Below are 24,448 nucleotides of genomic sequence, written 5' to 3'. Positions count from 1 at the left end.
ATGCGGAGCGGGATCGAGGGCGGGTCCACCCCGCAGGCTGCCGACAGCATCGAGGAAGGCAAGCGGCTGGTCCGCGTCGGCACCGGCGGGCTGTCGCTCGCCGACCGGCTGAGCGAGCATCTCCACCGGCTGACCTGGCGCACGCCGCTGCATTCGCTGCGGCTGAAGGGGCGGCATCCGCTCAAGCTGATGGCGGTGCCCGAAGACCCGATCCTGGGCGATATCGAGCGCGGCCATGCCCTCCTCGGCGGGGTGCTCGACTGGCGCGGCGAGGAACGCGGGGTCGAATCGATCGATTTCGCGCATCCCGACTGGTCGAGCGGCTTTGCCGACCATCTGCACGGCTTTGCCTGGCTGCGCGACCTGTCCAGCGTCGCGACGCGGGCGCAGGGGGCGCCGATCGCCGAATATCTGATGGGCCGCTGGCTCGACGCGTTCGGGGACAAGGTCGATCCGGTGGCGTGGCGGCCCGATCTGTGGGGCCGCCGTATCCTGTTCTGGACCGCGCATGCGCCGCTGATCCTGTCGTCGACCGATCTCGTCTATCGCTCGCGCGTGCTCAACACGCTGGCGCGCGGCGCGCGGCATCTGGATCGCGGTGCGGACAAGGCGCCTGCCGGGGTCGCGCGGATCGCGGCCTGGTGCGGCGTCGTCGCGGCGGGATTGCTGCTGGCGGGGGGCGATCCGCGCCAGGCGTTCGGCGAGGCGGGGCTGAACCGCGCGCTCGACACCGGCCTGTTCGCCGATGGCGGCGTCATCGCGCGCAGCCCGGCGGTGCAGCTCGACGCGGTCATGCTGCTGACCATGATGCGCGAGGTCTATGACGCGCGCGGGCTGGCCTTTCCGGAGGCGTTCCAGGCGCGGTTGCAGAAGATGATCTCGGCGCTGCTCGGCGTGGTGCATGGCGACCGCGCGCTGTCGAGCTGGCAGGGGGCAGGCCCCGAGACGCCCGAGAAGATCGCCGCCGTCATCGAGGCATCGGGCGTGCGCACCCGGCCGCTGCGCCAGGCGGGCGACTGGGGTTATCAGCGGCTGGCGGCGGCGCAGACCGTGCTGGTCATGGACGCCGCGCCCCCGCCCATCGCGCGCGCGATCGAGGGGGGCTGCGCCTCGACGCTGGCCTTCGAGTTTTCGGACGGGGCGCAGCGGATCGTCGTCAATTGCGGCGGCGCGGGCGCGACCGTGGCACAGGTTCCCGCCAGCCTCGCGCATGGCCTGCGCACCACGGCGGCGCATTCGACGCTGGTGCTGGGCGATTCCAACTCCACCGCGATCCATGCCGACGGCACGCTGGGGCGCGGCGTCGCCGAGGTCGAACTCAGCCGCCAGGAATCGGACGCGGCCAGCCGGATCGAGGCGAGCCATGACGGCTATGTCCGCCGCTATGGCTTTCTCCACCGCCGCCAGCTCCTGCTGACCGGTGACGGACGCGAGTTGCGCGGCGAGGATGCGCTGTTGCCGCAGGGGCGCAAGCGCCAGGCCGGATCGACCCATTTCGCGCTGCGCTTCCATCTGGGCGACGGGGTCGAGGCGGTCATCACCGCCGAGAGCGGCCAGGCGATCCTGCGGCTGGACGACGGCGCGCTGTGGCAGTTCCGCTGTCGCGGCGGCACGCTGGCGATCGAGGAGTCGCTGTGGATCGACGGCACCGGCCGCCCGGTCGCGACGCAGCAGCTGGTCGTGACGGGCGAAACCCCGGCGGGCGGCGCGCATGTCAGCTGGGCGTTCAAGCGGGCGCTCTGAGCGCATCAGCGCGAAGAGCACCCGCCCCGGCGAAGGCCGGGGCCCAGTCGAACCATCAAATTCCTCCCCTTGCAGGGGAGGAATCACGCTTCCCCGAATCACATTTTGCGCTTCGGCGAATCGGAGTCTATCGGGGCCGCAAACTCCCTTTCAGCATGTAGGACCCGCAGCCCGATGGCCGTTTCGCTCCCCTCCGCTCCCTCCGTCGACACCGTGCCGGTCCGCCGCGCGCTGCTGTCGGTGTCCGACAAGACCGGCGTCATCGATCTGGCGCGCGCGCTGGCCGAGCGGGGGGTCGATCTCGTCTCGACCGGCGGCACCGCCAAGGCGATCCGCGATGCGGGCCTGCCGGTCCGCGACATCTCCGAGGTGACGAACTTCCCCGAGATGATGGACGGCCGGGTCAAGACGCTGCACCCGATGGTCCATGGCGGCCTGCTCGCGGTGCGCGACGACCCCGCGCACGCCGCCGCGATGACCGAGCATGGCATCGGCGCGATCGATCTGGTCGTGGTCAACCTCTACCCCTTCCAGCAGACGGTCGCGAAGGGGGCCGAGCGGCCCGAGATCATCGAGAATATCGATATCGGCGGCCCGTCGATGGTGCGCTCGGCGGCCAAGAACCATGGCTATGTCTCGATCCTGACCGATCCGGCGGACTATGCCGACTTCCTGGCCGAACTCGCCGCGAATGACGGCGCCTCGACGCTGAAGACCCGCCAGCGCCTCGCCGCCAAGGCCTTTGCCGCCACCGCCGCCTACGACTCGGCGATCGCCCAGTGGTTCGCCTTCGCCGACCAGGGCGAGGCGTTCCCGGCGACCCTGCCGCTCGCCTTCACCAAGCACCCCGAAACGCTGCGCTATGGCGAGAACCCGCATCAGGTCGCCGCGCTCTATCTGCCGCAAAAGGGCGGGCAGGGCATCGCCCAGGCCGAGCAGCTTCAGGGCAAGGCGCTGAGCTACAACAACCTGAACGACGCCGATGCCGCGCTGGAGCTGGTCAGCGAATTCATCGACGGCCCGCCGACCGTGGTGATCGTCAAGCACGCCAACCCCTGCGGCGTGGCGAGCGGCGAGACGCTGCTCGAGGCGTATCAGGCGGCCTTCGCCTGCGATACGGTGTCGGCGTTCGGCGGCATCATCGCCTGCAACCGCCCGCTCGACGCCGAGACGGCGGAAGCGATCTCGGGCATCTTCACCGAGGTGGTGGTGGCGCCCGACGCGAGCGCGGAGGCGCGCGCCATCTTCGCCAAGAAGAAGAACCTGCGCCTGCTGCTGTCGGGCGAGCTGCCCAACCCGTCGCGCCCCGGCCTGATGATGAAGTCGATCGCGGGCGGCCTGCTGGTCCAGAGCCGCGACAATGGCCGCCTGACCGACGACATGCTGAAGGTCGTGACCAAGCGCGCGCCGACGGCGCAGGAACTGGCCGATTGCCGCTTTGCCTGGACGGTCGCCAAGCATGTGAAGTCGAACGCGATCGTCTATGCCAAGGGCGGCTCGACCGCCGGTGTCGGCGCGGGCCAGATGAACCGTCTGGAATCGGCGCGCATCGCCGCATGGAAGGCCAAGGACGCCGCCGACAAGGCGGGCTGGGCCGAGCCGCGCACCATCGGTTCGGCGGTCGCCTCTGACGCCTTCTTCCCCTTCGCCGACGGCCTGCTGGCGGCGGTCGAGGCGGGCGCGACGGCGGTGATCCAGCCGGGCGGCTCGATCCGCGACGACGAGGTCATTGCGGCGGCGGACGAAGCGGGCCTCGCGATGGTGTTCACCGGCATGCGCCACTTCCGGCATTGATCCGAAAAGGCCCCTTCCGAAGCGTTCGGAAGGGGCCTTCTTATGCCCGACCCATAGCCCAACCGTTCACGCTGAGCCTAGTCGAAGCGTCATCCCATGGCCTTCGACTTCGCTCAGGCTGAACGGGCGTTGGGGCGTTACCGCGTGATCCCGCCCGCATGGGGCAAGGTGGCTTCCTCCGCGCTCGGCGCCTTGCCGAACAGCGCGCGGTCCGCCGGACCGAAGGCCCAGCGCCACAGCACCAGCAGATAGGTCGCCGCGATGGCGGGCTCGCCGAACAGCAGCTCGGCCCATTCCAGTCGCTTGGGCAGCAGCGTGAAGGCCCCGCCCACGACGATCGCCGCCCCCGCCGCCCAGAGCAGCGGCCAGCGGAAGGGCGAGACGGGCGCCTTCAGGATGCCCGACAGCACCCGCGCCTTGATGACCGAGGTCATCGTCACGCTCATCGCCAGCGCCACCGCCGGGCCCGCCGCCGCCCAGGTCTGCGGCCAGCCGAGCGCGCGCATCCCCAGGATCAGCGCGAAGCTGAGGCCGATCTGCACCCCCAGCATCGCGATCGAGATCATCAGGTTGCGATGCCGCGCGGTATAGACCAGCGCCGATTCGCACACCGCGCCGGTCGAGGCCAGCACCTCGGCGAACAGCAGGAAGGCCAGCGCGGCGGTGCCCGACACGAATTGCGGGCCGACCACACCCATCACGCCCTCGCCTGGGATCGAGCCCATCAGCGCCAGGCAGCCCTGCGCGGCCATGATCCAGAACGCCACCTGCCGCACCTGTCGCGCGATCGCGCCCATGTCGCCATTGGCCAGGCTCTGGGTGATGACGGGGCCCAGGATCGGGTCGAAGCTGGTCTTCAGCTTTTGCGGCAGCGAGGCGACCTGCTGCGCCATATAATAGATGCCGACGATGCGCGGCTCGAACATCACGCCCAGGATGAAGCGGTCGACATTGCGCGTCCCCCATTCCAGCGCGTCCGCCCCCGCCAGCGGCGCATTGGCGCGGGCGAGCGCGAAGACGCGGGCGAGGCGCGGGCTCCAGCCATGCGGCAGGCCATAGCTGCGCAGGAACGGCACCAGGCTGGCGATCAGCGCCGCCGTCATCGACGCGACATAGGACAGGACCAGGCCGTCGCGGATCGTGAAGAAGGAAAAGACCCAGGCCGCGATCGAGATGGTCCAGGGCTCGACCACCGCGCGCGCGGTGACCGTCGCCTTGACGTTCAGGCGATAGGCGAGCGCGGCGAGACTGACGTCCGACCAGGCGATGGCGACGATGATGCAGGGCAGCCACCGGTCCAGCCCGGTGATCGCGCTGTTGGGATAGAGCAGCTCGGGAAAGGTCCACAGCACCGCGCTCGCCAGGACCGAGGCCAGGAAGGCGAGCGCCATCGCGTCCCACACGACATGGACATGCGGCCGCTCGGTCGAGGACAGCGCCTGCGCCAGCCCGCGCTTCATGCCCAGCGTCGCGATCAACGCCGCCAGCTCGACCACGACCACCGCGATCGCGAAGCGGCCGACCAGATCGGGGCCGTACATGCGCCCCGCGATGAACAGAAAGGGGATGCGCGCCGCCAGCCGCAGCGCGAAGCCCGCGATATTGGTCCGCCCGCCCTTGGCGAGCGTATCGATGTCCTTGCTCTCGGCCATCAGCCGCGACGATTTCGGGCGAGGGGGCGCGGACAGGTCAATGCGCCGCGCCCCAGCTCTTGCCGAACCCGATCTCGACGCCCAGCGGCACCGACAGCGACACCGCCGGTTCGGCCGCGCCCGCCATCACTGTGCGGATGACCGCCCCGGCCGCCTCGGCATCGGCCTCGGGCGCCTCGAACACCAGTTCGTCATGCACTTGGAGCAGCATCCGCACATGGCCGAGCCCGGCGGCGGCGAGCGCTGGTTCCATGCGGACCATCGCGCGCTTGATGATGTCGGCGCTGGTCCCCTGGATCGGCGCGTTGATCGCGGCGCGTTCCGCCCCCTGGCGCTCGCCCTGGTTGCGAGAGGCGATGCGCGGGAAATGCGTCTTGCGGCCGAACAGCGTGCTCGTGAAGCCCTTCTCGCGGACGCTCGACAGCGTCTCGGCGATATAGCGGTTGATGCCGGGGAAACGCTCGAAATAGCGGTCGATCATCGCCTGCGCCTCGTCCGCCGACACGTCGAGGCGACCCGCCAGCCCCCAGCGCGAAATGCCGTAGAGGATGGCGAAGTTGATCGTCTTTGCCCGGCCGCGCGTGTCGCGATTGACCTCGCCGAACAGTTCCTTGGCGGTCAGGCTGTGGATGTCGTCGCCGTTCGCAAAGGCATCGCGCAGCGCCGGCACATCGGCCATATGCGCGGCGAGGCGCAATTCGATCTGCGAATAGTCGGCGGCGATCAGGACATGGCCATCCTCGGCGATGAACGCCTCGCGCAGCTGCCGCCCGACCTCGGTGCGGATCGGGATGTTCTGGAGATTGGGCTCGGTCGAGGACAGGCGGCCGGTCTGTGCGCCGGTCAGGCTGTAGCTGGTGTGGACGCGGCCGGTCTTCGGGTTGATCTGCGCCTGGAGCGCGTCGGTATAAGTGCTCTTCAGCTTGGACAGCTGGCGCCATTCCAGAATCTTGCGCACGATCTCCGCCGCCTCGCCGCCGTCGCGGGCAAGGCGTTCGAGTTCGGTCACGTCGGTCGAATAGACGCCCGACTTGCCCTTGCGCCCGCCCTTCAGACCCAGCCGGTCGAACAGGATCTCGCCCAGCTGCTTGGGGCTGCCGATGGTGAAGGGGGTGCCCGCCATCGCATGGATCTCTCCCTCCAGCGCGGCGATCTGTCTGGCGAATTCGGTCGAGAGCTGCGACAGGCGCTCGCGATCGACCTTGATGCCGCGCCGCTCCATGCCCGCAATGACGGGAACGAGCGGGCGGTCGACCATCTCGTACACACGCGTCGCCTGCTCCATGGGGAGCCGCGCCTTGAACCGCTTCCACAGCCGCAGCGTGACGTCGGCGTCCTCGGCGGCGTAGCGGGTGGCGGTCTTGAGATCGACCTCGTGGAAGCCGAGCTGCTTCTTGCCGGTGCCGACCACCTCCTTGAAGGCGAGGCAGGTGTGCGACAGATGCGTCGCGGCCAGCTCGTCCATGCCGTGGCCGTGAAGCCCGGCGTCGAGGTCGAAGCTCAGCACGATCGTATCGTCATGCGGCGCGATGGCGATGCCGCGCTCGCCCAGCACGATCATGTCGAATTTCAGATTCTGGCCGATCTTCAGGACCGACGGGTCCTCGCACAGCGCCTTGATCCGCTCGAGCGCCGCCGCGACCGGAATCTGCACCGGCACTTCGGCCAGCAGGTCGGTGCCGCCATGCCCCAGCGGGATGTAGCACGCCTTGTTGGGCGCCAGGCACAGGCTGACCCCGACCAGTTCGGCCTGGGTCGCGTCGGTCGAGCTGGTCTCGGTATCGATCGCGACGAAACCCTGGGCCTGCGCCTCGGCCACCCATTGGTCGAGCGTGGCGAGGTCCTGCACCGTGGTATAGCCGTCGAGATTGCACGGCTCGTCATCGTCCATCGGCGCGGCGGGCGCGGCCTCTCCGGCGGCGGGCGCGGGCGCGGCGTCGTCGGTGATCTGCCCCATCTTGGCGATCAGGGAGCGGAAGCCGTGATGCTCCAGAAAGGCGCGCAGCGGCGCATCCGGGATGGTCGGATGCAGCGCCAGTTCCTCCAGCGGCTGGGGCAGCGGTGCATTGCATTCCAGCGTGACCAGCCGCTTCGATAGCCGCGCATTCTCGGCATGTTCGATGAGGTTGTCGCGAAGCTTGCCCTTCTTCATCTCGGGCGCGGCGGCGAGGACGGATTCGAGGTCGCCATGCTCGACGATCAGCTTGGACGCGGTCTTGGGGCCGACGCCCGGCACGCCCGGCACGTTGTCGACGCTGTCGCCCATCAGCGCGAGCACATCGCCCAGCTGCTTGGGGCCCACGCCGAACTTCTCCTGGACGTACGCCTCGCCCAGCCGCCGGTTGTTCATCGTGTCGAGCATGTCGAGGCTGCCATCCTCGACCAGCTGCATCAGGTCCTTGTCGCCCGAGACGATCGTGACCTGCCACCCCTCGGCCATGGCGGCGCGGGCGTAGCAGGCGATCAGGTCGTCGGCCTCCAGCCCCGCTTCCTCGATGCAGGGCAGCGAGAAGGCGCGGGTGGCGTCGCGGATCATCGGGAATTGGGGGACCAGATCGGGCGGGGGCGGGGGCCGGTGCGCCTTATACTGGTCGTACATATCGTTGCGGAAGGTCTTGGACGACTTGTCGAGCACCACCGCCATATGGGTCGGCCCATCGGCGGCATTGATCTCGTCCACCAGCTTCCACAGCATGGTGGTATAGCCATAGACCGCCCCGACCGGCTCGCCATGCTTGTTCGTCAGCGGCGGCAGACGGTGATAGGCGCGGAAGATATAGCCGGAGCCGTCGACGAGATAGAGATGGGGCATGATCCGCGCGGTTTAGCGGAACAGAGAGAGGGTAAACAGCCCCTGTTATGAGTGGTTTTTGGGCTGTGTGGCGGATGGGCCACGGCGGTGGCCGATGCTGTCATGGCTCAACTGACTTATGTGACTTGGTTCACGCCATGTCACGAGCATGCGTATTAATCCCGGCACATCCTCTCCTGAAGCCGTCCCCCTACTACCGTTGCACGACAGCCGAATGCTTCTGATGACCACTGGCATTTGCCGACCACCTTCGACCCGATGGGGGGCATTTTATCCCATTGATGGAGCAACGCTTCCATCTGTCGCCGACTTACGGTGTTAGGTGGCGGCAGAGGGCGGGTATCGTCAGAAAAACGGCATTCTCCGGTGCAGTCGGCAGGTCCGGTGCACTGCTTTCCTCTATCAGGAAACAAGCGAATGCATGCCTCGTTTTGAGCCAAACCGACCCGCTTCACGATGCCGCCGCCTTTGGAGCACGCTTTCGCCTCGGCTTGCGTCAGTCTAGTTGATTTTGCTTCAAGAATACTGCCGCTGCCCAGCAACGTTATGCTGCAGGCAATTACGCCGAGGGTTTGGGCAACGCGTTTCATGTCTCTATCCTGTCCGACAGGCAAGACTTCTGCAAGAAGGCGGAACCGATCCGTCGCTTATAAGGCTCTACTCAATTAGCCACCGCCACCGGCCCGCGTGGCGGCCCCGCCGCATCGGCCACCGCCGCCGCGACATTTTGGATCAGCAGTTGCCGCTTGCGAATATCCTCGGTCGTGTCGCCGATCATAACGGCAATCGCAAAGCGGCGGCCATCGGGGGCGGTCAGCAGGCCGACATCGTTGAAGCCCGCATTGCGGCGGCCCAGGTCCTGCCCCGTCCCGGTCTTGTGCGCGATCGTCCAGCCGCTCGGCACGGCGGCGCGCAGGCGGGCATGGCCGGTGCGCGAGGCCTCCATCGTGTCGATCAGGATGCGGGTCGAGGTTTCGGACAACAGCTCGCCGCGCGCCAGCCGGGCCAGCGCATCGGCGATGGCGATTGGCGCCGCGCCATCGGGCGGATCGCTGACATAGGCATCGAGCGCCGCCGTCCGCGCCGCGGGGTCGAGCCGGTTGCGCGCCGCCTGGAACGCCCCCGCCATCGCGAAGGCGGGTTGCCAGGTCAGGCCCGCCGTCTTCGCCTGGAGCAGCCGCTCGCCGGGGCCGAAGCGGATATCGCCCAGCCGCTTGTTGGCGATCATCGCGCGCACCGCCTGCGGCCCGCCGACATAGGTGAGCAGCCGGTCATTGGCGGTATTATCGCTCTGGGTCAGCGCGCGGGTCAGCAGTTCGCCGACCGTGGTATGGTATCCGTCGCCTTTGACCAGCATCGCGATCGGCTGGTGGAACAGGGTCAGGTCCTCGCGCCGGACGACGATCGGCTCGTCCAGCCGTGCACGGCCCCTGTCGCGCAGGTCGAGCAGCGTGATCGCGACCCACAGCTTGGACACCGATTGCTGGGGCAGGCGCTGGCGGCCGCCGACCTCGACCGTCCAGCCGTCATCGACCGCGCGTACCGCAATGCCCTTCTTGCCCGAAAAACCGGCGGACAGCCGATCGATCGTGCTGACCAGCCCGGCGGGCGCGGCGGGGGCGCGGCTGGGGCGGGGCGGGGGGAGCGGCATCGACACCGAAACCTGGGGGTCGGGCACGCTGGGGGCATGGGACGTCGCGCCGGGGCGTGAATCCGCTCCACAGCCTGCGAGCCCCAAGAGAAGAAACCCGGCAGGCCATGAACGCAGCCCGCCGCTCGATACTCGCTTCGTCACCGCAATACCCCGCAACACAGGGGTATCCTTACGTCTTGACCGGATGGGGGAAATCCCCGTGTCCGGGCCTTGCGACGAAAGGCCGCAACCACACGATAAGATGTGAAACATTCTAATTCCTCCCCTGCAAGGGGAGGTGGCGCGCGAAGCGCGTCGGAGGGGTGTCCCCCTCTCGATAGCGCGACACCCCTCCGTCAGGCTTGCGCCTGCCACCTCCCCTTGCAGGGGAAGAATCAGGGCTTGCTTCACGGAATCAGGATCGTGTCGACCGCTTCGGGCAAGGTCTCGGGATAATCGAGCGTATAGTGAAGTCCCCGGCTCTCCTTGCGATGCAGCGCGCAGCGGACGATCAGCTCGGCGGTCTGGAGCAGGTTGCGCAGCTCGATCAGGTCGGGCGTGACGCGGAAATGGCCGTAATAGTCGTTGATCTCGTCGGTCAGCATGCGGATGCGGTGCTGCGCACGCTCCAGCCGCTTGGTGGTGCGAACGATGCCGACATAATTCCACATGAAGCGGCGGATTTCGGTCCAGTTCTGCTTGATGACCACCTCTTCGTCCGAATCGGTGACGCGACTTTCGTCCCAGGGGCGGATGGCGGGGGCGGGGGGCAGTTCGTCCCAATGCGCCGTGATATGGTTCGCGCACGCCTCGCCATAGACGAAGCATTCGAGCAGCGAATTGGAAGCCAGCCGGTTGGCGCCGTGCAGCCCCGACTGGGTCACCTCGCCCGCGGCATAGAGGCCGGGCAGGTCGGTGCGCCCGTCGCGGTCCACGATGACGCCGCCACAGGTATAATGCTGCGCGGGCACGACCGGAATCGGCTGCACGGTCATGTCGATGCCGAGGCTCAGCAGCTTTTCGTGGATGTTGGGGAAATGCTCGCGGACGAAGGCGGGCGGCTGGTGGCTGATGTCGAGATGGACATAGTCCAGGCCCAGCCGCTTGATCTCATGGTCGATCGCGCGCGCCACGATGTCGCGCGGCGCCAGTTCGGCGCGCGGGTCGAGGTGGGGCATGAAGCGGTGCCCGGTCTCGGGGATCTTCAGATGCCCGCCCTCGCCGCGAACCGCCTCGGTAATCAGGAAATTCTTGACCTGGGTGTTGTAGAGGCAGGTCGGGTGGAACTGCATGAATTCCATGTTCGACACGCGCGCGCCCGCGCGCCACGCCATCGCGATGCCGTCGCCGGTCGCGCCCTTGGGCGCGGTGGAGAATTGATAGGTGCGCCCCGCGCCCCCGGTCGCTAGGATCGTCGCACGCGCCTTGTGCACCACGACGCGGCCCGTCCGCCGGTCGACGGCATAGATGCCCCAGACATGACCCGCCCCCGAATAGCGTATCTCGTGGCGGCTGGTCGCCAGGTCGATCGCGACCTGATCGGGGACCATGGTGATGTTGGGATGCGCGTCCGCCGCCTTCAGCAGCGCGTCGAGCACCGCCCAGCCGGTCGCGTCGGCGACATGGACGATGCGCCGGTGCGAATGCCCGCCCTCGCGCGTCAGGTGGAGCATATTGCCCTCGGTCGCGAAGGGGACGCCCAGTTTCTGGAGGCGCTCGATCGCGGCGGGGGCGTTCTCGACCACGAATTCGACGGTGGCGCGGTCGTTCAGCCCCGCGCCCGCGACCATCGTATCCTCGATATGGCTGTCGAAGGTGTCGCCGGGTTCCAGTACGGCGGCGATGCCCCCCTGCGCCCAGGCGGTCGAGCCCTCGTTCAGCTTGCCCTTGGCCAGCACCGTCACCTTGAACCGGTCGGCCAGGTTCAGCGCCGCGGTCAGCCCGGCCGCGCCCGATCCGACGATCAGGATATCGGAATCGGTCATGCGCGGTCTCCTTCGGGCGCGGGGGCAGGGGTCATGGCGCACCCTGTGGCACGGACGCGGGGCGGGGGACAGGGGGTAACGCCTTGCCTTGGTGCGCGCGCCTTCCCACTTGCCCGTCATGGCGTTGGTCCGATCCGATTGGCGCGACCGTCTGCGCGCGGCGATCCCCACGGGGGTGATCGTGGGCGGCCTGGGCTATGCATTGGTCCTGGGGCTGGGCTTCACGCCGGTCCAGCCCCTGGTTTCACCGGCGCTCGACAGTTTCGACGTCACGCCGCCCAAGCCGCCGCCCCCGCCGCCGGTCCAGCCCAAAAGGATCGAGAGCCACCGGCCGCGCGGTGCCGCCGCGCCTCCCAATATCCGGTCGCAGGCCACCCCGGTCGTCGCACCGCCGCCGCTGGTCGTGCTGCCCCCGGTGTCGCCCGTCATCGCGGCGCCGGTCGCGGGCACGGGCGCGGACCCGAGCCAGGGCGCCTCCGACAAGCCCGGCCCCGGCACCGGGGCGGGCGGCATCGGCAATGGTACGGGCAGCGGCGGGTCGGGGGATGGAGACGGCTATGGCGAGGAAACCCCGCCGCGCCGGATCAAGGGGCGGATCAAGGATTCGGACTATCCCGAGGCCGCCGCCGATGCGGGTGCCAGCGGCACGGTGCAGGTCCGCTATTTCGTCAATGTCGATGGCCGGGTCAGCGGGTGCGTGGTGACCAGGAGCAGCGGTAATGCCGCACTGGACGAGACGACTTGCCGGCTGATCGAGCAGCGATACCGTTACGACCCGTCCCGCGATGCCGATGGGCGGCCGGTGCGGTCGATCATCGTGGTGAATCAGGATTGGGTGTTGGAGCGTTTGCCTGCGGAGCGGTGAGGCGGGACGTGGGCTTCGACTTCGCTCAGCCTGAACGGAGGTCGGGATATTTCGGTTCGCGCAGAGGCGCGGAGGACGCGGAGATGTTCGGTGCGCGGATAGCGCATCCCTTACCTATCATGGCCTGTTGGGGCGGACTGTAGAATGAGTGGAGTGGTACAGCTCCGCGTCCTCTGCGCCTCCGCGCGAACCCAAAATTTCTCCCCAGAACCCCGTTCAGCCTGAGCGAAGTCGAAGGCCAAGCGAATCCCTCAAGCCCCAACACTCCGCGTCAACGACAGGAACACGTCTTCCAGATCGGCTTCCTTGGTCGAGACGTCGACGATCCCGTATCCGTCCGCCTGCACCGCCGCCAGGACCTGGCCCGCATTCACCTTGTCCTTGGCATAGGTGATCTCCAGCGTGCGGCTGCCCTTCAGCACGATCTTGCCGAAGCTGGCATGGTCGGGCACCGCCGCGACATCGCGGTCCACCGTCACCGCGACGATCTTTTCCTGCGCCTTGCCGACCAGTTCGCGGGTCGGCTCATTGGCAACCAGGCGACCATGGTTGATGATCGCGATCCGGTCGCACAGCTCCTCGGCCTCTTCGAGATAATGGGTGGTCAGCACCACCGTCACGCCCTGCTCGTTCAACTGGCGGACATAGGCCCAGAGCTGCTGGCGAAGCTCGATATCGACGCCCGCCGTCGGTTCATCGAGGACGAGGACGGGCGGCGAATGCACCATCGCCTTGGCGACCATCAGGCGGCGCTTCATGCCACCCGACAGGGTGCGCGAATAGGCGTTGGCCTTGTCCTCCAGATGAACCGCGCGCAGCAATTCCATCGAGCGCCGCTGGCCCTTGGGCACGCCGTACAGCCCGCCCTGGATCTCCAGCGTCTCCAGCGGCGTGAAGAAGGGATCGAACAGGATTTCCTGGTTGACGATGCCGATCGACGCCTTGGCGTTGCGCGGATGCCGGTCGATGTCGAAACCCCAGATCGACGCCGATCCTTCGGTCTTCATGACGAGACCCGCCAGGATGTTGATCAGCGTCGACTTGCCCGCACCGTTCGGCCCCAGCAGCCCGAAGATCTGCCCCCTCGGCACGTCGAAACTGACCCCGTCGAGCGCGCGCTTGCCGCCCTGATAGGTCTTGGCGATGCCCTGGATCGAGATGGCGGCTTCGGTGCTGGCGGTCATGGCGCCCGAGATAGGCGTGTGGGGCGGACAGGCCAAGCCGGTTTTCGGGAATTGCACGGGGCTCCATGCCTTGCTATCGCGCGAGCCTATGTTGCCGCCGCCCGAAACCACCCGCGTCACCCAGACCCGCGTCGCTTGCGACGGTGCCACCGACATTCCCGGCGGCGCTGCGCTCGGTCATCCGCGCGTGTGGCTGCAGATCGACGAGACCGGCTATGTCGATTGCGGCTATTGCGATCGCCGCTTCGTGCTGATCGGTGGCCCGGCGGATGGCGCGGACCAGGCGGCGCTGCCGGATCATGGCGACGGCGCCGGGCGCTAAACCCCAACACGAATGAGACTCACGCCCCTCCCGCAAGCGGGAGGGGATGGGGGAGAGAAAAGCCGCGAGCGTAGGTTTCGGTGAGACTCATTGCCCTCCCCAAACCAGTTTCAGGTAAACGATGCCCCGCATCGTTTAGGTCATGCCGGGGGCATGACCGACCTGAAACTCGCTTGCGGGAGGGGCTTAAGAGAGAGCTGCGGCATGCGGCCGGGGCTTAACAAGGTTGGAATCCCGCCGACGGGAGATTTCAAACCTCGGCGGGGCGTCCTATATCCTCGTGATGACCGTCACCGATCCCCGCTCGTTCCTCTACCGCGACACGCTGGACCCCGAGGCGGCGTTGCGCCTCACCGCCAACGCCCTGTCCCGCGCCGACGATGGCGAGCTGTACCTCCAATATAAGCGGTCCGAAGCCTTCGGATTCGATGACGGGCGGTTGAAGACGGCCAGCTACGACACGCATTCGGGCTTCGGCCTGCGCGCGGCGTCGGGCGAGATGACCGCCTTCGCCCATGCCAATGAGCTGTCCGAGGCCGCGATCCGGCGCGCCGCGCAGACCATGGCGCTGATCGACCCCGCCAAGGGCGCCGCCGCCCCGCCGCCGCAGGGGACCAACCGGCACCTCTATACCGCGACCGATCCGCTCGACCTGATCCCCTTTGCCGAGAAGGTGTCGCTCTGCCAGACGATCGACGCCGCCGCCCGCGCGCGCGACCCGCGCGTCGTGCAGGTGTCGGTCGGCCTGTCGGGCAGCTGGAGCGTGGTCGAGATCGTGCGTGCCGACGGCTTCGTCGCAACCGATGTCCGGCCGCTGGTGCGGCTTAACATCTCGGTCGTGGTCGAACAGAATGGGCGGCGCGAGACGGGCAGCTTCGGGATTGGCGGCCGCTATCTGTACGACCGTCTGGTCGCGCGTGAGACGTGGGAGCGCGGCATCGACGTCGCACTGACCCAGGCGCTGGTCAATCTGGACTCGGTCGCCGCTCCGGCGGGCGAGATGACCGTGCTGCTCGGGCCGGGCTGGCCGGGCGTGCTGCTGCACGAGGCGATCGGGCACGGGCTGGAGGGCGACTTCAACCGCAAGGGCACCTCGGCCTTTTCGGGGCGGATCGGCGAGCGGGTCGCGGCGTCCGGCGTCACCGTGGTCGATGACGGCAGCCTGGCCGACCGGCGCGGGTCGCTGTCGATCGATGACGAGGGCACGCCGACGCGTGAGGTCGTTCTGATCGAGGACGGCATCCTGAAGGGTTACATGCAGGACCGGCTCAACGCGCGGCTGATGGGCGTCGCGCCGACCGGCAATGGCCGCCGCGAGAGCTTTGCCCATGCGCCGATGCCGCGCATGACCAACACCTTCATGAAGGGCGGGCAGGACGACCCGGCCGAGCTGCTGTCGCGGGTGAAGAACGGCATTTTCGCCAAGTCCTTCGGCGGCGGGCAGGTCGATATCGTGTCGGGCAAGTTCGTCTTTTCCTGCACCGAGGCGTATCGGATCGAGAATGGCCGCCTGGGCGCGCCTATCAAGGGCGCGACGCTGATCGGCGACGGGCCGAGCGTGCTGACCAAGGTGAAGGGCATCGGCAACGACTTCGCGCTGGACGAAGGCGTGGGGGTCTGCGGCAAGGGCGGGCAGAGCGTGCCTGCGGGCGTCGGCCAGCCGAGCCTGCTGGTCGAAGGGCTGACCGTCGGCGGAACCGCGCTGGCGGCGTAGCCTATATTCCTCCCCTAAAAGGGGAGGTGGCAGGCCATAGGCCTGACGGAGGGGGGTCACCCTCTCGATAGCGGGTCCCCCCTCCCCTTGCAGGTGAGGAAGAGCTGCCCAAAATTTGGGCATATCCTTACCAATGCCTAAAAATTGATGCCGCCCGGCAGGCCAAACGGATCGCGCCGCATCATCATAGCGCGCAAAAGTCACGAAAACGTAACTGGCACACCCTTTGCAACGCTTGTCGGCGGGAAACGCAAAGGGGGCGCAGGTGAAGCTGATCATCGCTATCATCAAGCCGTTCAAGCTCGACGAGGTGCGCGAGGCGCTCACCACTTTGGGCGTGGCGGGCATGACGGTGACCGAGGTGAAGGGTTTCGGGCGGCAGAAGGGCCAGACCGAAATCTATCGCGGGGCCGAATACAGCACCAACATGGTGCCCAAGATCAAGATCGAGGTCGTCTGCGCGTCCGAGATCGCCGACCGCGTCGTCGAATCGATCCAGGCCGCCGCCAACACCGGCGCGATCGGCGACGGCAAGATCTTCATGCTCGATGTCGGCCAGGCCGTGCGCATCCGCACCGGCGAAACCGACGAATCGGCACTCTGAGCAAGGGGGGATTTCGATGAAGCATGTCACCAAATTGGCGACCGGCGCGGCGGGCCTCGGCCTGACGCTGTTCGTCGCGCTGCCCGCCTGGGCCCAGGATGCCGCCGCGCTCCAGTCGCCCGCCGCCGCCGCGCCGGCCGCGACCGTGAACAAGGGCGACACCGCCTGGATGCTCACCTCGACCGTGCTGGTCATGATGATGATCCTGCCGGGCCTGGCGCTGTTCTATGGCGGTCTGACCCGCGCGAAGAACATGCTGTCCACCATGACGCAGATCGGCGCGGCCGCCTGCCTCGCGATGCTGATCTGGGTGATGTACGGCTATAGCCTGGCCTTCGGGCCGGACGTGTCGGGGGGCGCGTCCAACTTCATCTCCGGGCTGGGCAAGGCGTTCCTGAAGGGCGTCACGCCCGCCAGCCAGGCGGCGACTTTCACCGCGGGCGTCGAAATCCCCGAATATGTCTTCATCTGCTTCCAGATGACCTTCGCCGCGATCACCGCCGCGCTGGTGCTGGGCTCGGTCGTCGAGCGGATGAAGTTCTCGGCGGTCATGGCGTTCACCGCCGTGTGGCTGACCATCGTCTATTTCCCGATCGCGCACATGGTGTGGGCATCGTCGGGCCTGTTCTTCAAGGCGGGCGCGCTCGACTTCGCGGGCGGCACGGTGGTGCACATCAACGCCGGCGTCTCGGCGCTGGTCGCCTCGCTGATCCTGGGCAAGCGCATGGGCTATCCGACGACCCCGATGCCCCCGCACTCGCTGACGCTGACCGGCGTGGGCACCGGCCTGCTGTGGGTCGGTTGGTTCGGGTTCAACGCGGGCTCCGCGCTGGAGGCCAATGGCTCGGCGGGTCTGGCGATGATCAACACCTTCGTCGCGACGGCGTCGGGCGGCCTGTTCTGGATGCTCGCCGAGCGTCTGGCGGGGCATAAGGGTTCGGCGCTGGGCTTCTGCTCGGGTATCGTCGCCGGTCTGGTCGCGGTGACCCCGGCGGCGGGCAATTCGGGCCCGTTCGGCGCGATCGTGCTGGGCGCCATCGCCAGCGTGGTCTGCTTCTACGCGGTGTCGGTCCTGAAGCCCAAGCTCGGCTATGACGATGCGCTCGACGCCTTCGGCGTGCACGGCATCGGCGGCATGATCGGCGCGATCGGCACGGCCGTGGTCTACGCCCCCTCGCTGGGCGGTCCGGGTGCGGCGGATTACGTCATGAGCTCGAAGCTGCTGGTCCAGCTCGGCGCGGTCGCCACGACCATCGTCTGGGCCACCATCGGCACCGTCATCGCCATGTACGTCGCCAAGGCGGTCACCGGCCTGCGCGTCTCGAAGGAAGTCGAGCAGGAAGGCCTCGACCTCGGCGAGCACGGCGAGCGCGCCTACAACTGATCGGGAGCGGGGGCGACAGACCCCCGCACCCCACGACGTTCCTCCTGCGGACGACCTAAGCCCGGTGCGGCAACGCACCGGGCCTTTTTTTGTGTTGGCGGGGACGAGGGGGCGCTGCTCCCGCCTCTGCCGGGACGTAACGGGATCGTATCATCCTCCGTTCGCACTGAGCGAAGTCGAAGTGCACGGGGTGACGCTCGCGGCCGGGGCGGGGCGTGGCCTTCGACTTCGCTCAGGCTGAACGGAGGTGGGGCTGGGGAGATAGAGGGGGAAGGGGCGACCCTTACCGCCCCTTCGGCCCCGCCGCCGGCCCCGCCTGCTGCGCCCGCGTCGCCTTGGCCGCCTCATATTCATCGAAGGTGCGCGACAGCAGCGCCTGCGCCTCCGCCTCGGTCACCTTGCCGTCCTTGTTGGCATCGGCCTTGCCGAACCACAGTTCGGCGAGGCGTCCAGCATGGACGTCGTCGATCTTCTTCTGGCCGTTGCCCATCTTCATGATCGCGGCCTTGACCTCGGCCTTGGTCAGCGCGCCGTCGTGATTGGTATCGCGCGCCTTGAACTCGCGCGAGAATTTCGCGGCGGCGGACGCGCGGGTGTCCTGCGCCAGGGCGGGCACGGCAAGGGTCGCGGCGATCAGGCCGGTGACGAGGAAACGGGTCATGCGGGAACTCCTGAACGGAACATCATGGCCGCTCCTGACCGGCTTTGGCTGTCGCCGCAATGAACAAGCGGGGGAACGGGCCCAACCGAAGGTTGCGTGAGGCCGCCACAGCGCATAGGGGCCGGGGCAAATCCATCTCCTATCCTCGAAGGACTTTGCCGTGAGCGAAGATATCAAGCGCGTCGTCCTCGCCTATTCGGGCGGCCTCGACACCAGCGTCATCCTCAAGTGGCTGCAGCAGCATTATGGCTGCGAGGTCGTGACCTTCACCGCCGATCTGGGCCAGGGCGAGGAGCTGGAGCCCGCGCGCAAGAAGGCGGAGATGGCGGGCGTGAAGCCCGAGCATATCTTCATCGACGATCTGCGCGAGGAGTTCGTCAAGGATTACGTGTTCCCGATGATGCGCGCCAACGCGCTCTACGAGGGGCTGTACCTGCTCGGCACCTCGATCGCGCGGCCGCTGATCGCCAAGCGCCAGATCGAGATCGCCAAGATGGTCAACGCCGACGCGGTCAGCCACGGCGCGACCGGCAAGGGCAACGACCAGGTCCGCTTCGAGCTGGGCTATTATGCGCTGAACCCCGACATCAAGGTCATCGCACCGTGGCGCGAATGGGACCTGACCAGCCGCACCAAGCTGATCGAATTCGCCGAGGCGCACCAGATCCCGGTGTCGAAGGACAAGCGCGGCGAGGCGCCCTTCTCGACCGACGCGAACCTGCTGCACACCTCGTCCGAGGGCAAGGTGCTGGAGGACCCGTGGGATGAGGTCCCCGATTACGTCTATTCGCGCACCGTCAATCCGGAGGACGCGCCCGACGTCCCCGAGACGATCACCATCGATTTCGAGCGTGGCGACGGCGTCGCGCTGAACGGCGAGGCGTGTTCGCCCGCGACCCTGCTGACCAAGCTGAACGAGCTGGGCCGCAAGCACGGCATCGGCCGCCTCGACCTGGTCGAGAACCGCTTCGTCGGCATGAAGAGCCGCGGCATGTACGAGACGCCGGGCGGCACCATCTATGCGTTGGCGCATCGCGGCATCGAGCAGATCACGCTCGACCGGGGCGCCGCGCATCTGAAGGACGAACTGGCGCCGCGCTATGCCGAGCTGGTCTATAATGGCTTCTGGTTCTCGCCCGAGCGCGAGATGCTCCAGGCCGCCGTCAACTACAGCCAGGAGAAGGTGACCGGCACCGTCCGCCTGAAGCTGTACAAGGGCCAGGCGATCGTGACGGGGCGCAAGTCGCCCTACAGCCTGTATTCGGAGAAGGTCGTGACCTTCGAGGACGATCAGGGCGCCTATGACCAGCGCGACGCGGCGGGCTTCATCAAGCTCAACGCGCTGCGCCTGCGCCTGCTGGGCCGCCGCGACCGCGACTGACCCTGAGTCGGAGCTGAATGCCGAAAGGGCGGACGGGGCAACCCGTCCGCCCTTTTTCATGGGGCCTCGCCGCAGGTGGAGCGAAGCCTATTTCAGTTTCACGCCGTGCAGGCTGCTGGTGGTGGCGATGATCAGATAGCCGTCCGGCGTCACGGTCAGCGGTCCGGCGAACCCGGTCTTCCAGACGACCGGATAGCCTGCCTTTGTCAGGTCGACCGCATAGGTGGTCGAGGTGCCGGCGACGAACATATGGCTGTCCGAGATTACGACATTGCCTGCCAGATTCTCGGTCCCGCCGACATCGATCGATCCCGCCAGCAATCCGGTCGACGTATCGATCAGGTCGACGATCGTGCTCGCCGAGCGAATGGCATAGAGGCGGCTTCCTCGAACGGCGGGCTGGCCGGTATAGCTATAGCCCGTCCGCCAAAGTGCCTTTTCGCTGGCGAAGGAGAAAGCCGCGATCGGCAGCGAATTTCCGTCTGAATAATTATCCGTGTAGGTAAAGACATGGCCATTGGCGTCCAGCATCGGTGCGCCGACATATTCACCCGAATAGCTGATGCCGTTTTTCGAGAAGAACGGGTTCTGGATGGATCTCACCACCGCCCCGGCTCTTGTCATTACTACCAGCGAGCCGGCCTTGAAATAATAGACATAGCTCTGGTCGACGGCGACGCTTTCGCCCTGCATGACGTAACCGCCATATTGACCGACGGCCTCGGTCCGCCAGAGCCGGTCGCCGGTCGGAGCGTTGGCGTCATAGACGACATTGCCATAATATCCCGCCGCATAGAACAGTTCGTTGCCGACGGGGGTCGGCACGCTGCCGTCGCTGAACTGTGCGTCATAGGTCGGCGTGCTGACATACCCGCCCGTGGATGCGTTGATGACCTGCATCGGGGATGCCGTGGACGTCGTATTCGGCGTGATCGACGCGACCATGTTGTTGGAATAGGATGGGCCATAGGGGCGCCGTCCCCGCCCCAGGCTGGCCGCGCCCAGATCGAAGCCCCAGACGGACGCGCCGTTCGCGCTCGATACCGCCTGGGTGTAGATGTGGCCGTCCCCGCGCACGACATTGTAGAATATGGTGCCCGCGCGCGCCGCGACCGTGCTGGGAGGATTGGGCGTACCAATGGTCCACGCATCGGCAAAGCTCGCTGTCGCAAAGCTGGCCGGGACATAGCCGGTGTGTCCGGGGTCGCGTTGCAGCGTCGACCAGTTGCCGTCGTCTGCGAGCGGGGTCGGCGTCGGCAGGATGAAGGGAGCCGGTGTTGGCGTCGGCGTGGCGATGGGCGTTGGTGTGGGTGTTGGCGTCGGAGCCGGCGTCGGCGTTGGCGTCACGACGACATTCCCGGTCCCCCCAGATCCGCCGCCCTCACCGCCGCAGGCCCCTAGAAAAAGCAAAAATGCAATTGTCGACCAAGTCGATCGCTTCATGATGTCCCCCACCCCGGTATCTGTAATAGATTGCCGATGAGAAGTTCGTAATATGAAAAGAAGACTGGCGGCAAGCGTATCGCGATTGGTTCATGCCTTGCGCGAAAGCGCATCGACATTTTCCCATATCGTGATTTTCGCGCCAGCCCGCCGAGCAAGTTCAATGGCGGCGAAACGATCACCCGTTCCCGTCTGACGAGAGCCCTTTCTGATTTCAACAACTCGCCGCACCGCAGCAAGGGGGATGCTTGTCCTCGCCCCCTTCGATCCGCTAGGCCGGATGGCATGAATGGGGGAAAGCTCAACTGGTGGCAGACGCGGTGGTTCGTGGCGGCGATGGCGCTGCTCGCGGCCGTGCCGCTGCTCTGGCCGACGGTGCCGCCGCTGGTCGACCTGCCGGGCCATATGGGCCGTTACCGGGTCCAGCTCGATTATGCCGCGCAGCCCTGGCTGGCCAACTGGTATCATTTCGAATGGCAGATGATCGGCAATCTGGGCATCGACCTGCTGATCGAGCCGCTGGCGCCGATCTTCGGGCTGGAGCTGGCGGTCAAGCTGATCGTCATCGCCATCCCCGTGCTGACCGTCACCGGCCTGCTCTGGATCGCGCGCGAGGTGCAGGGGCGGATTCCCGCCACCGCGCTGTTCGCGCTGCCGCTGGCCTATAGCTATCCCTTCCAGTTCGGGTTCGTGAACTTCGCGCTGGCGATGGCGCTGGCGCTGAACCTGTTCGCGCTGTGGCTGCGCATGGGGCGGCTGGGCGCGGTGCGGTTGCGCGGCATCGTCTTCGTGCCGCTGTCCTGCCTGCTCTGGGTGGCGCACACCTTCGGCTGGGGCGTGCTGGGCGTGCTGGCCTTCTCCGCCGAGCTGATCCGCCAGCACGACATCCGCCGTGCCAGGGGCGCGCATGGGGTGAAGGGGTGGATCGAATCCGCCATCCATGCCGGGATCGGCTGTATCCCGCTCGCGCTGCCGATGGTGCTGATGGTGCTGTGGCGTTCTGGCGAGCATGTCACCGGGCAGACCACCGACTGGTTCAACTGGCGGTGGAAGATCAACTGGGTGACGATGGTCCTGCGTGATCGCTGGATGGCGTTCGACCTGGCCTCGGTCACGGTGCTGTTCCTCGTGCTGCTCAAGGGCGTGCGCGACGAGCGGGTGGAATATTCGCGCAATCTGGTGCTGACGGCGGCGTTCCTGGCGGTCGTCTATCTGCTGTTGCCGCGCATCGTGTTCGGTTCGGCCTATGCCGATATGCGGCTGGCGCCCTATGTCCTGGCGATCGCGCTGATCGCGCTGAGGCCCCGGCGCGGGCTGTCGCTGCGCGGCGCGTCGACGCTGGCGGTGATCGGGCTGGTGTTCTTCGTCGTGCGGATCGGCGCCACCACGGTCAGCTATGTGATGTACAGCAACGATTACGACCGGGTGCTGACCGCGCTCGATCATGTCCCGCCGCGCGCGCGGCTGCTGACCTTTGTGGGCCGTCAATATTGCGCCGATGTCTGGCCGTCGAGCCGGCTGGAGCATGTCGCGGGCCTCGCGCTGGAGCGCAAGCTGGCCTATGCCAACGACCAATGGTCGATGGCGGGCGGCCAGCTGCTGACCGTGCGCTATGCCCCCGCCAAGCGTTTCGCGCACGACCCGTCCGAGATCGTGACCGCGCGCCGCTGTCGCGGGCAATGGTGGCGGCCGATCGACACCGCGCTCAAGTTGCTGCCGCGCGATGCGTTCGACTATGTCTGGCTGGTCCATCCACCGCGCTATGACGAGCGGCTGACCCGCGGGCTGACGCCGATCTGGCGGTCGGGACGCGACGTGCTGTACCGGATCGACGATCGCCGTCCGATCATCGATCCGGCGGCCTATGAGCTGCTCAGCCGTCCTTCGCCCGAAGAGGAAAAGCGCGTCCCCGCCCGGCGCAAGGCAACCGCCGATCAGGACGACCGATAGGGGCTAGCCCCGGCGGAACGGGGTCAGCTCGCCCAGATATTCGCTCTCCGCCGCCATCGCCTCGCGCTCGCGGGTCACGAACTCGGCGACGGCGCGGCGAAAGGCGGGGTGGGGGATGTAATGCGCCGAGTAGGTCGGCACCGGGGCATAGCCGCGCGCCAGCTTGTGCTCGCCCTGCGCACCCGCCTCCACGGTCGACAGCCCGCGCGCGATGGCGGCGTCGATCGCCTGATAATAGCATAGCTCGAAATGGAGGAAGGGCACCTCCTCGGTCGCGCCCCAATAGCGGCCATAGAGCGTGTCCGCGCCGATCAGGTTCAGCGCCCCCGCGATCGGTTGCCCCTCGCGCATCGCGAGGATCAGCAGCACCTTGCCGCCCAGCCGCTCGCCGATCCGGTCGAAGGCGGCGCGGGTCAGATAGGGCTGGCCCCATTTGCGGCTGCCCGTATCCTGATAGAAGGTCCAGAAGGCGTCCCAATGCTCCGGCCGGATGTCGGCGCCGGTCAGGTGGCGGATGGTCAGCCCCGCGACGGCGGCGGCGCGCTCCTTGCGGATCGCCTTGCGCTTCCGGCTGGCCAGCGCATCCAGGAAATCGTCGAACGTGGCATAGCCGTCATTGCGCCAGTGGAACTGCACGCCCTCGCGGATCAGCCAGCCCGCCGCCTCGAAATGCGGCACCTGGTCGGGCGCGACGAAACTGGCATGCGCCGAGGACAGTGCGTTCTGGTCGGTCACCGCCTCGATTGCGGCGATCAGCGCGGGCGCAAGCGCCGGGTCGCGCAGCAGCAGGCGAGGGCCGGGCACGGGCGAGAAGGGCGCGGCGATCTGGAGCTTGGGGTAATAGCGTCCCCCGGCGCGCTCCCACGCATCGGCCCAGCCATGGTCGAAGACATATTCGCCCTGGCTATGCGCCTTCAGATAGGCAGGCGCGATCGCGGCGGGCTGTCCGTCTGGGCCGTCGATCACGATGGGCGCGGGGGTCCATCCCGATCGGCCGCCGACGCTGTGCGAGGTTTCGAGCGCGCTCAGGAAGGCGTGGCTGACAAAGGGATTGGCGGTGCCCGCACAGGCGTCCCACTGGTCGGGGGACAGGGCGGCGACGCCGGAGAGGATACGCGCGACGGCGGTGGTCATCGCGGTGGGATATGCGGTTTGGGGCGGGGCGGGACAAGGGCTGGCGGTTCGCTTGTGGCTTTCCCTCCCCCATCCCCTCCCGCTTGCGGGAGGGGCGTGCGATGGGGCGAGTTATAGGATTCCTCGCTAACCTCTGGCCGCTCCCCTCCCGCAGGCGGGAGGGGATGGGGGAGGGCGGGGGCCACAG

At 67.4% G+C, this 24,448-nt stretch carries 18 protein-coding genes; 9 read left to right on the top strand and 9 right to left on the bottom strand.

What is annotated here, in order from left to right; all coding sequences use genetic code 11:
• Complete coding sequence (locus QE360_RS05640; RefSeq protein WP_309699939.1) at positions 1-1,743, top strand: heparinase II/III family protein; 1,743 nt, start codon at positions 1-3, stop codon at positions 1,741-1,743.
• A 174-nt stretch (positions 1,744-1,917) separates the two neighbouring features.
• Positions 1,918-3,537, top strand: a complete 1,620-nt coding sequence (purH, locus tag QE360_RS05635) for a bifunctional phosphoribosylaminoimidazolecarboxamide formyltransferase/IMP cyclohydrolase (protein WP_309699937.1) — start codon at positions 1,918-1,920, stop codon at positions 3,535-3,537.
• 137 nt (positions 3,538-3,674) lie between these two features.
• On the opposite strand, the gene QE360_RS05630 is transcribed toward purH, so the two are convergent.
• The 5 genes from QE360_RS05630 to nadB form a co-directional block, all read right to left on the bottom strand.
• On the bottom strand, positions 3,675-5,189 hold the full coding sequence (locus QE360_RS05630; protein ID WP_309699936.1) for an oligosaccharide flippase family protein: 1,515 nt from the start codon (positions 5,187-5,189) through the stop codon (positions 3,675-3,677).
• A gap of 37 nt (positions 5,190-5,226) precedes the next feature.
• Complete coding sequence (gene polA, locus QE360_RS05625; RefSeq protein ID WP_309699935.1) at positions 5,227-8,001, bottom strand: DNA polymerase I; 2,775 nt, start codon at positions 7,999-8,001, stop codon at positions 5,227-5,229.
• A gap of 155 nt (positions 8,002-8,156) precedes the next feature.
• Positions 8,157-8,591, bottom strand: a complete 435-nt coding sequence (locus tag QE360_RS05620) for a hypothetical protein (protein WP_309699933.1) — start codon at positions 8,589-8,591, stop codon at positions 8,157-8,159.
• Between the two features lie 71 nt (positions 8,592-8,662).
• Complete coding sequence (locus QE360_RS05615; protein ID WP_405052671.1) at positions 8,663-9,802, bottom strand: serine hydrolase; 1,140 nt, start codon at positions 9,800-9,802, stop codon at positions 8,663-8,665.
• Positions 9,803-10,041: 239 nt separating this feature from the next.
• Entirely contained in the window at positions 10,042-11,619 is a 1,578-nt protein-coding gene (gene nadB, locus QE360_RS05610; RefSeq protein WP_309699929.1) for an L-aspartate oxidase, read from the bottom strand.
• 118 nt (positions 11,620-11,737) lie between these two features.
• On the opposite strand from nadB, the gene QE360_RS05605 reads away from it, so the two are divergent.
• Entirely contained in the window at positions 11,738-12,484 is a 747-nt protein-coding gene (locus QE360_RS05605) for an energy transducer TonB (protein ID WP_309699927.1), read from the top strand.
• A gap of 251 nt (positions 12,485-12,735) precedes the next feature.
• Here QE360_RS05605 and QE360_RS05600 read toward each other — a convergent pair whose 3' ends face one another.
• Positions 12,736-13,668 (bottom strand): ABC transporter ATP-binding protein, encoded by a 933-nt coding sequence (locus tag QE360_RS05600; protein WP_307101930.1) that lies wholly within the window; start codon positions 13,666-13,668, stop codon positions 12,736-12,738.
• An 88-nt stretch (positions 13,669-13,756) separates the two neighbouring features.
• Here QE360_RS05600 and QE360_RS05595 point away from each other — a divergent pair, with 88 nt between their 5' ends.
• The 4 genes from QE360_RS05595 to QE360_RS05580 all read left to right on the top strand — a co-directional run bounded on the left by QE360_RS05595 (position 13,757) and on the right by QE360_RS05580 (position 17,692).
• A complete protein-coding gene (locus QE360_RS05595) occupies positions 13,757-13,990 on the top strand; it encodes a zinc-finger domain-containing protein (RefSeq protein WP_307104697.1) in 234 nt (77 codons plus the stop codon).
• A 283-nt stretch (positions 13,991-14,273) separates the two neighbouring features.
• Positions 14,274-15,704, top strand: coding sequence for a metalloprotease TldD (gene tldD / locus QE360_RS05590; RefSeq protein WP_309699923.1), 1,431 nt, complete (start codon positions 14,274-14,276; stop codon positions 15,702-15,704).
• A 265-nt stretch (positions 15,705-15,969) separates the two neighbouring features.
• Positions 15,970-16,308 (top strand): P-II family nitrogen regulator, encoded by a 339-nt coding sequence (locus tag QE360_RS05585; protein WP_042488306.1) that lies wholly within the window; start codon positions 15,970-15,972, stop codon positions 16,306-16,308.
• A gap of 16 nt (positions 16,309-16,324) precedes the next feature.
• Complete coding sequence (locus QE360_RS05580) at positions 16,325-17,692, top strand: ammonium transporter (RefSeq protein ID WP_309699921.1); 1,368 nt, start codon at positions 16,325-16,327, stop codon at positions 17,690-17,692.
• A 283-nt stretch (positions 17,693-17,975) separates the two neighbouring features.
• Here QE360_RS05580 and QE360_RS05575 read toward each other — a convergent pair whose 3' ends face one another.
• Entirely contained in the window at positions 17,976-18,353 is a 378-nt protein-coding gene (locus QE360_RS05575; protein ID WP_309699919.1) for an EF-hand domain-containing protein, read from the bottom strand.
• A gap of 160 nt (positions 18,354-18,513) precedes the next feature.
• On the opposite strand from QE360_RS05575, the gene QE360_RS05570 reads away from it, so the two are divergent.
• Entirely contained in the window at positions 18,514-19,734 is a 1,221-nt protein-coding gene (locus QE360_RS05570; RefSeq protein WP_309699918.1) for an argininosuccinate synthase, read from the top strand.
• An 87-nt stretch (positions 19,735-19,821) separates the two neighbouring features.
• On the opposite strand, the gene QE360_RS05565 is transcribed toward QE360_RS05570, so the two are convergent.
• Positions 19,822-21,081, bottom strand: a complete 1,260-nt coding sequence (locus QE360_RS05565) for a PQQ-binding-like beta-propeller repeat protein (RefSeq protein ID WP_309699916.1) — start codon at positions 21,079-21,081, stop codon at positions 19,822-19,824.
• A gap of 381 nt (positions 21,082-21,462) precedes the next feature.
• On the opposite strand from QE360_RS05565, the gene QE360_RS05560 reads away from it, so the two are divergent.
• Positions 21,463-23,127: a hypothetical protein gene (locus tag QE360_RS05560; protein ID WP_309699914.1), complete on the top strand. Its 1,665-nt coding sequence runs from the start codon at positions 21,463-21,465 to the stop codon at positions 23,125-23,127.
• Positions 23,128-23,130: 3 nt separating this feature from the next.
• On the opposite strand, the gene QE360_RS05555 is transcribed toward QE360_RS05560, so the two are convergent.
• Positions 23,131-24,261, bottom strand: a complete 1,131-nt coding sequence (locus QE360_RS05555; RefSeq protein WP_309699913.1) for a GNAT family N-acetyltransferase — start codon at positions 24,259-24,261, stop codon at positions 23,131-23,133.
• Positions 24,262-24,448 lie beyond the last annotated feature (187 nt).

This window comes from Sphingomonas sp. SORGH_AS_0789 (genome assembly GCF_031453055.1).
Taxonomy (GTDB): domain Bacteria; phylum Pseudomonadota; class Alphaproteobacteria; order Sphingomonadales; family Sphingomonadaceae; genus Sphingomonas.
This window is presented reverse-complemented; position numbering and strand designations above follow the sequence as displayed.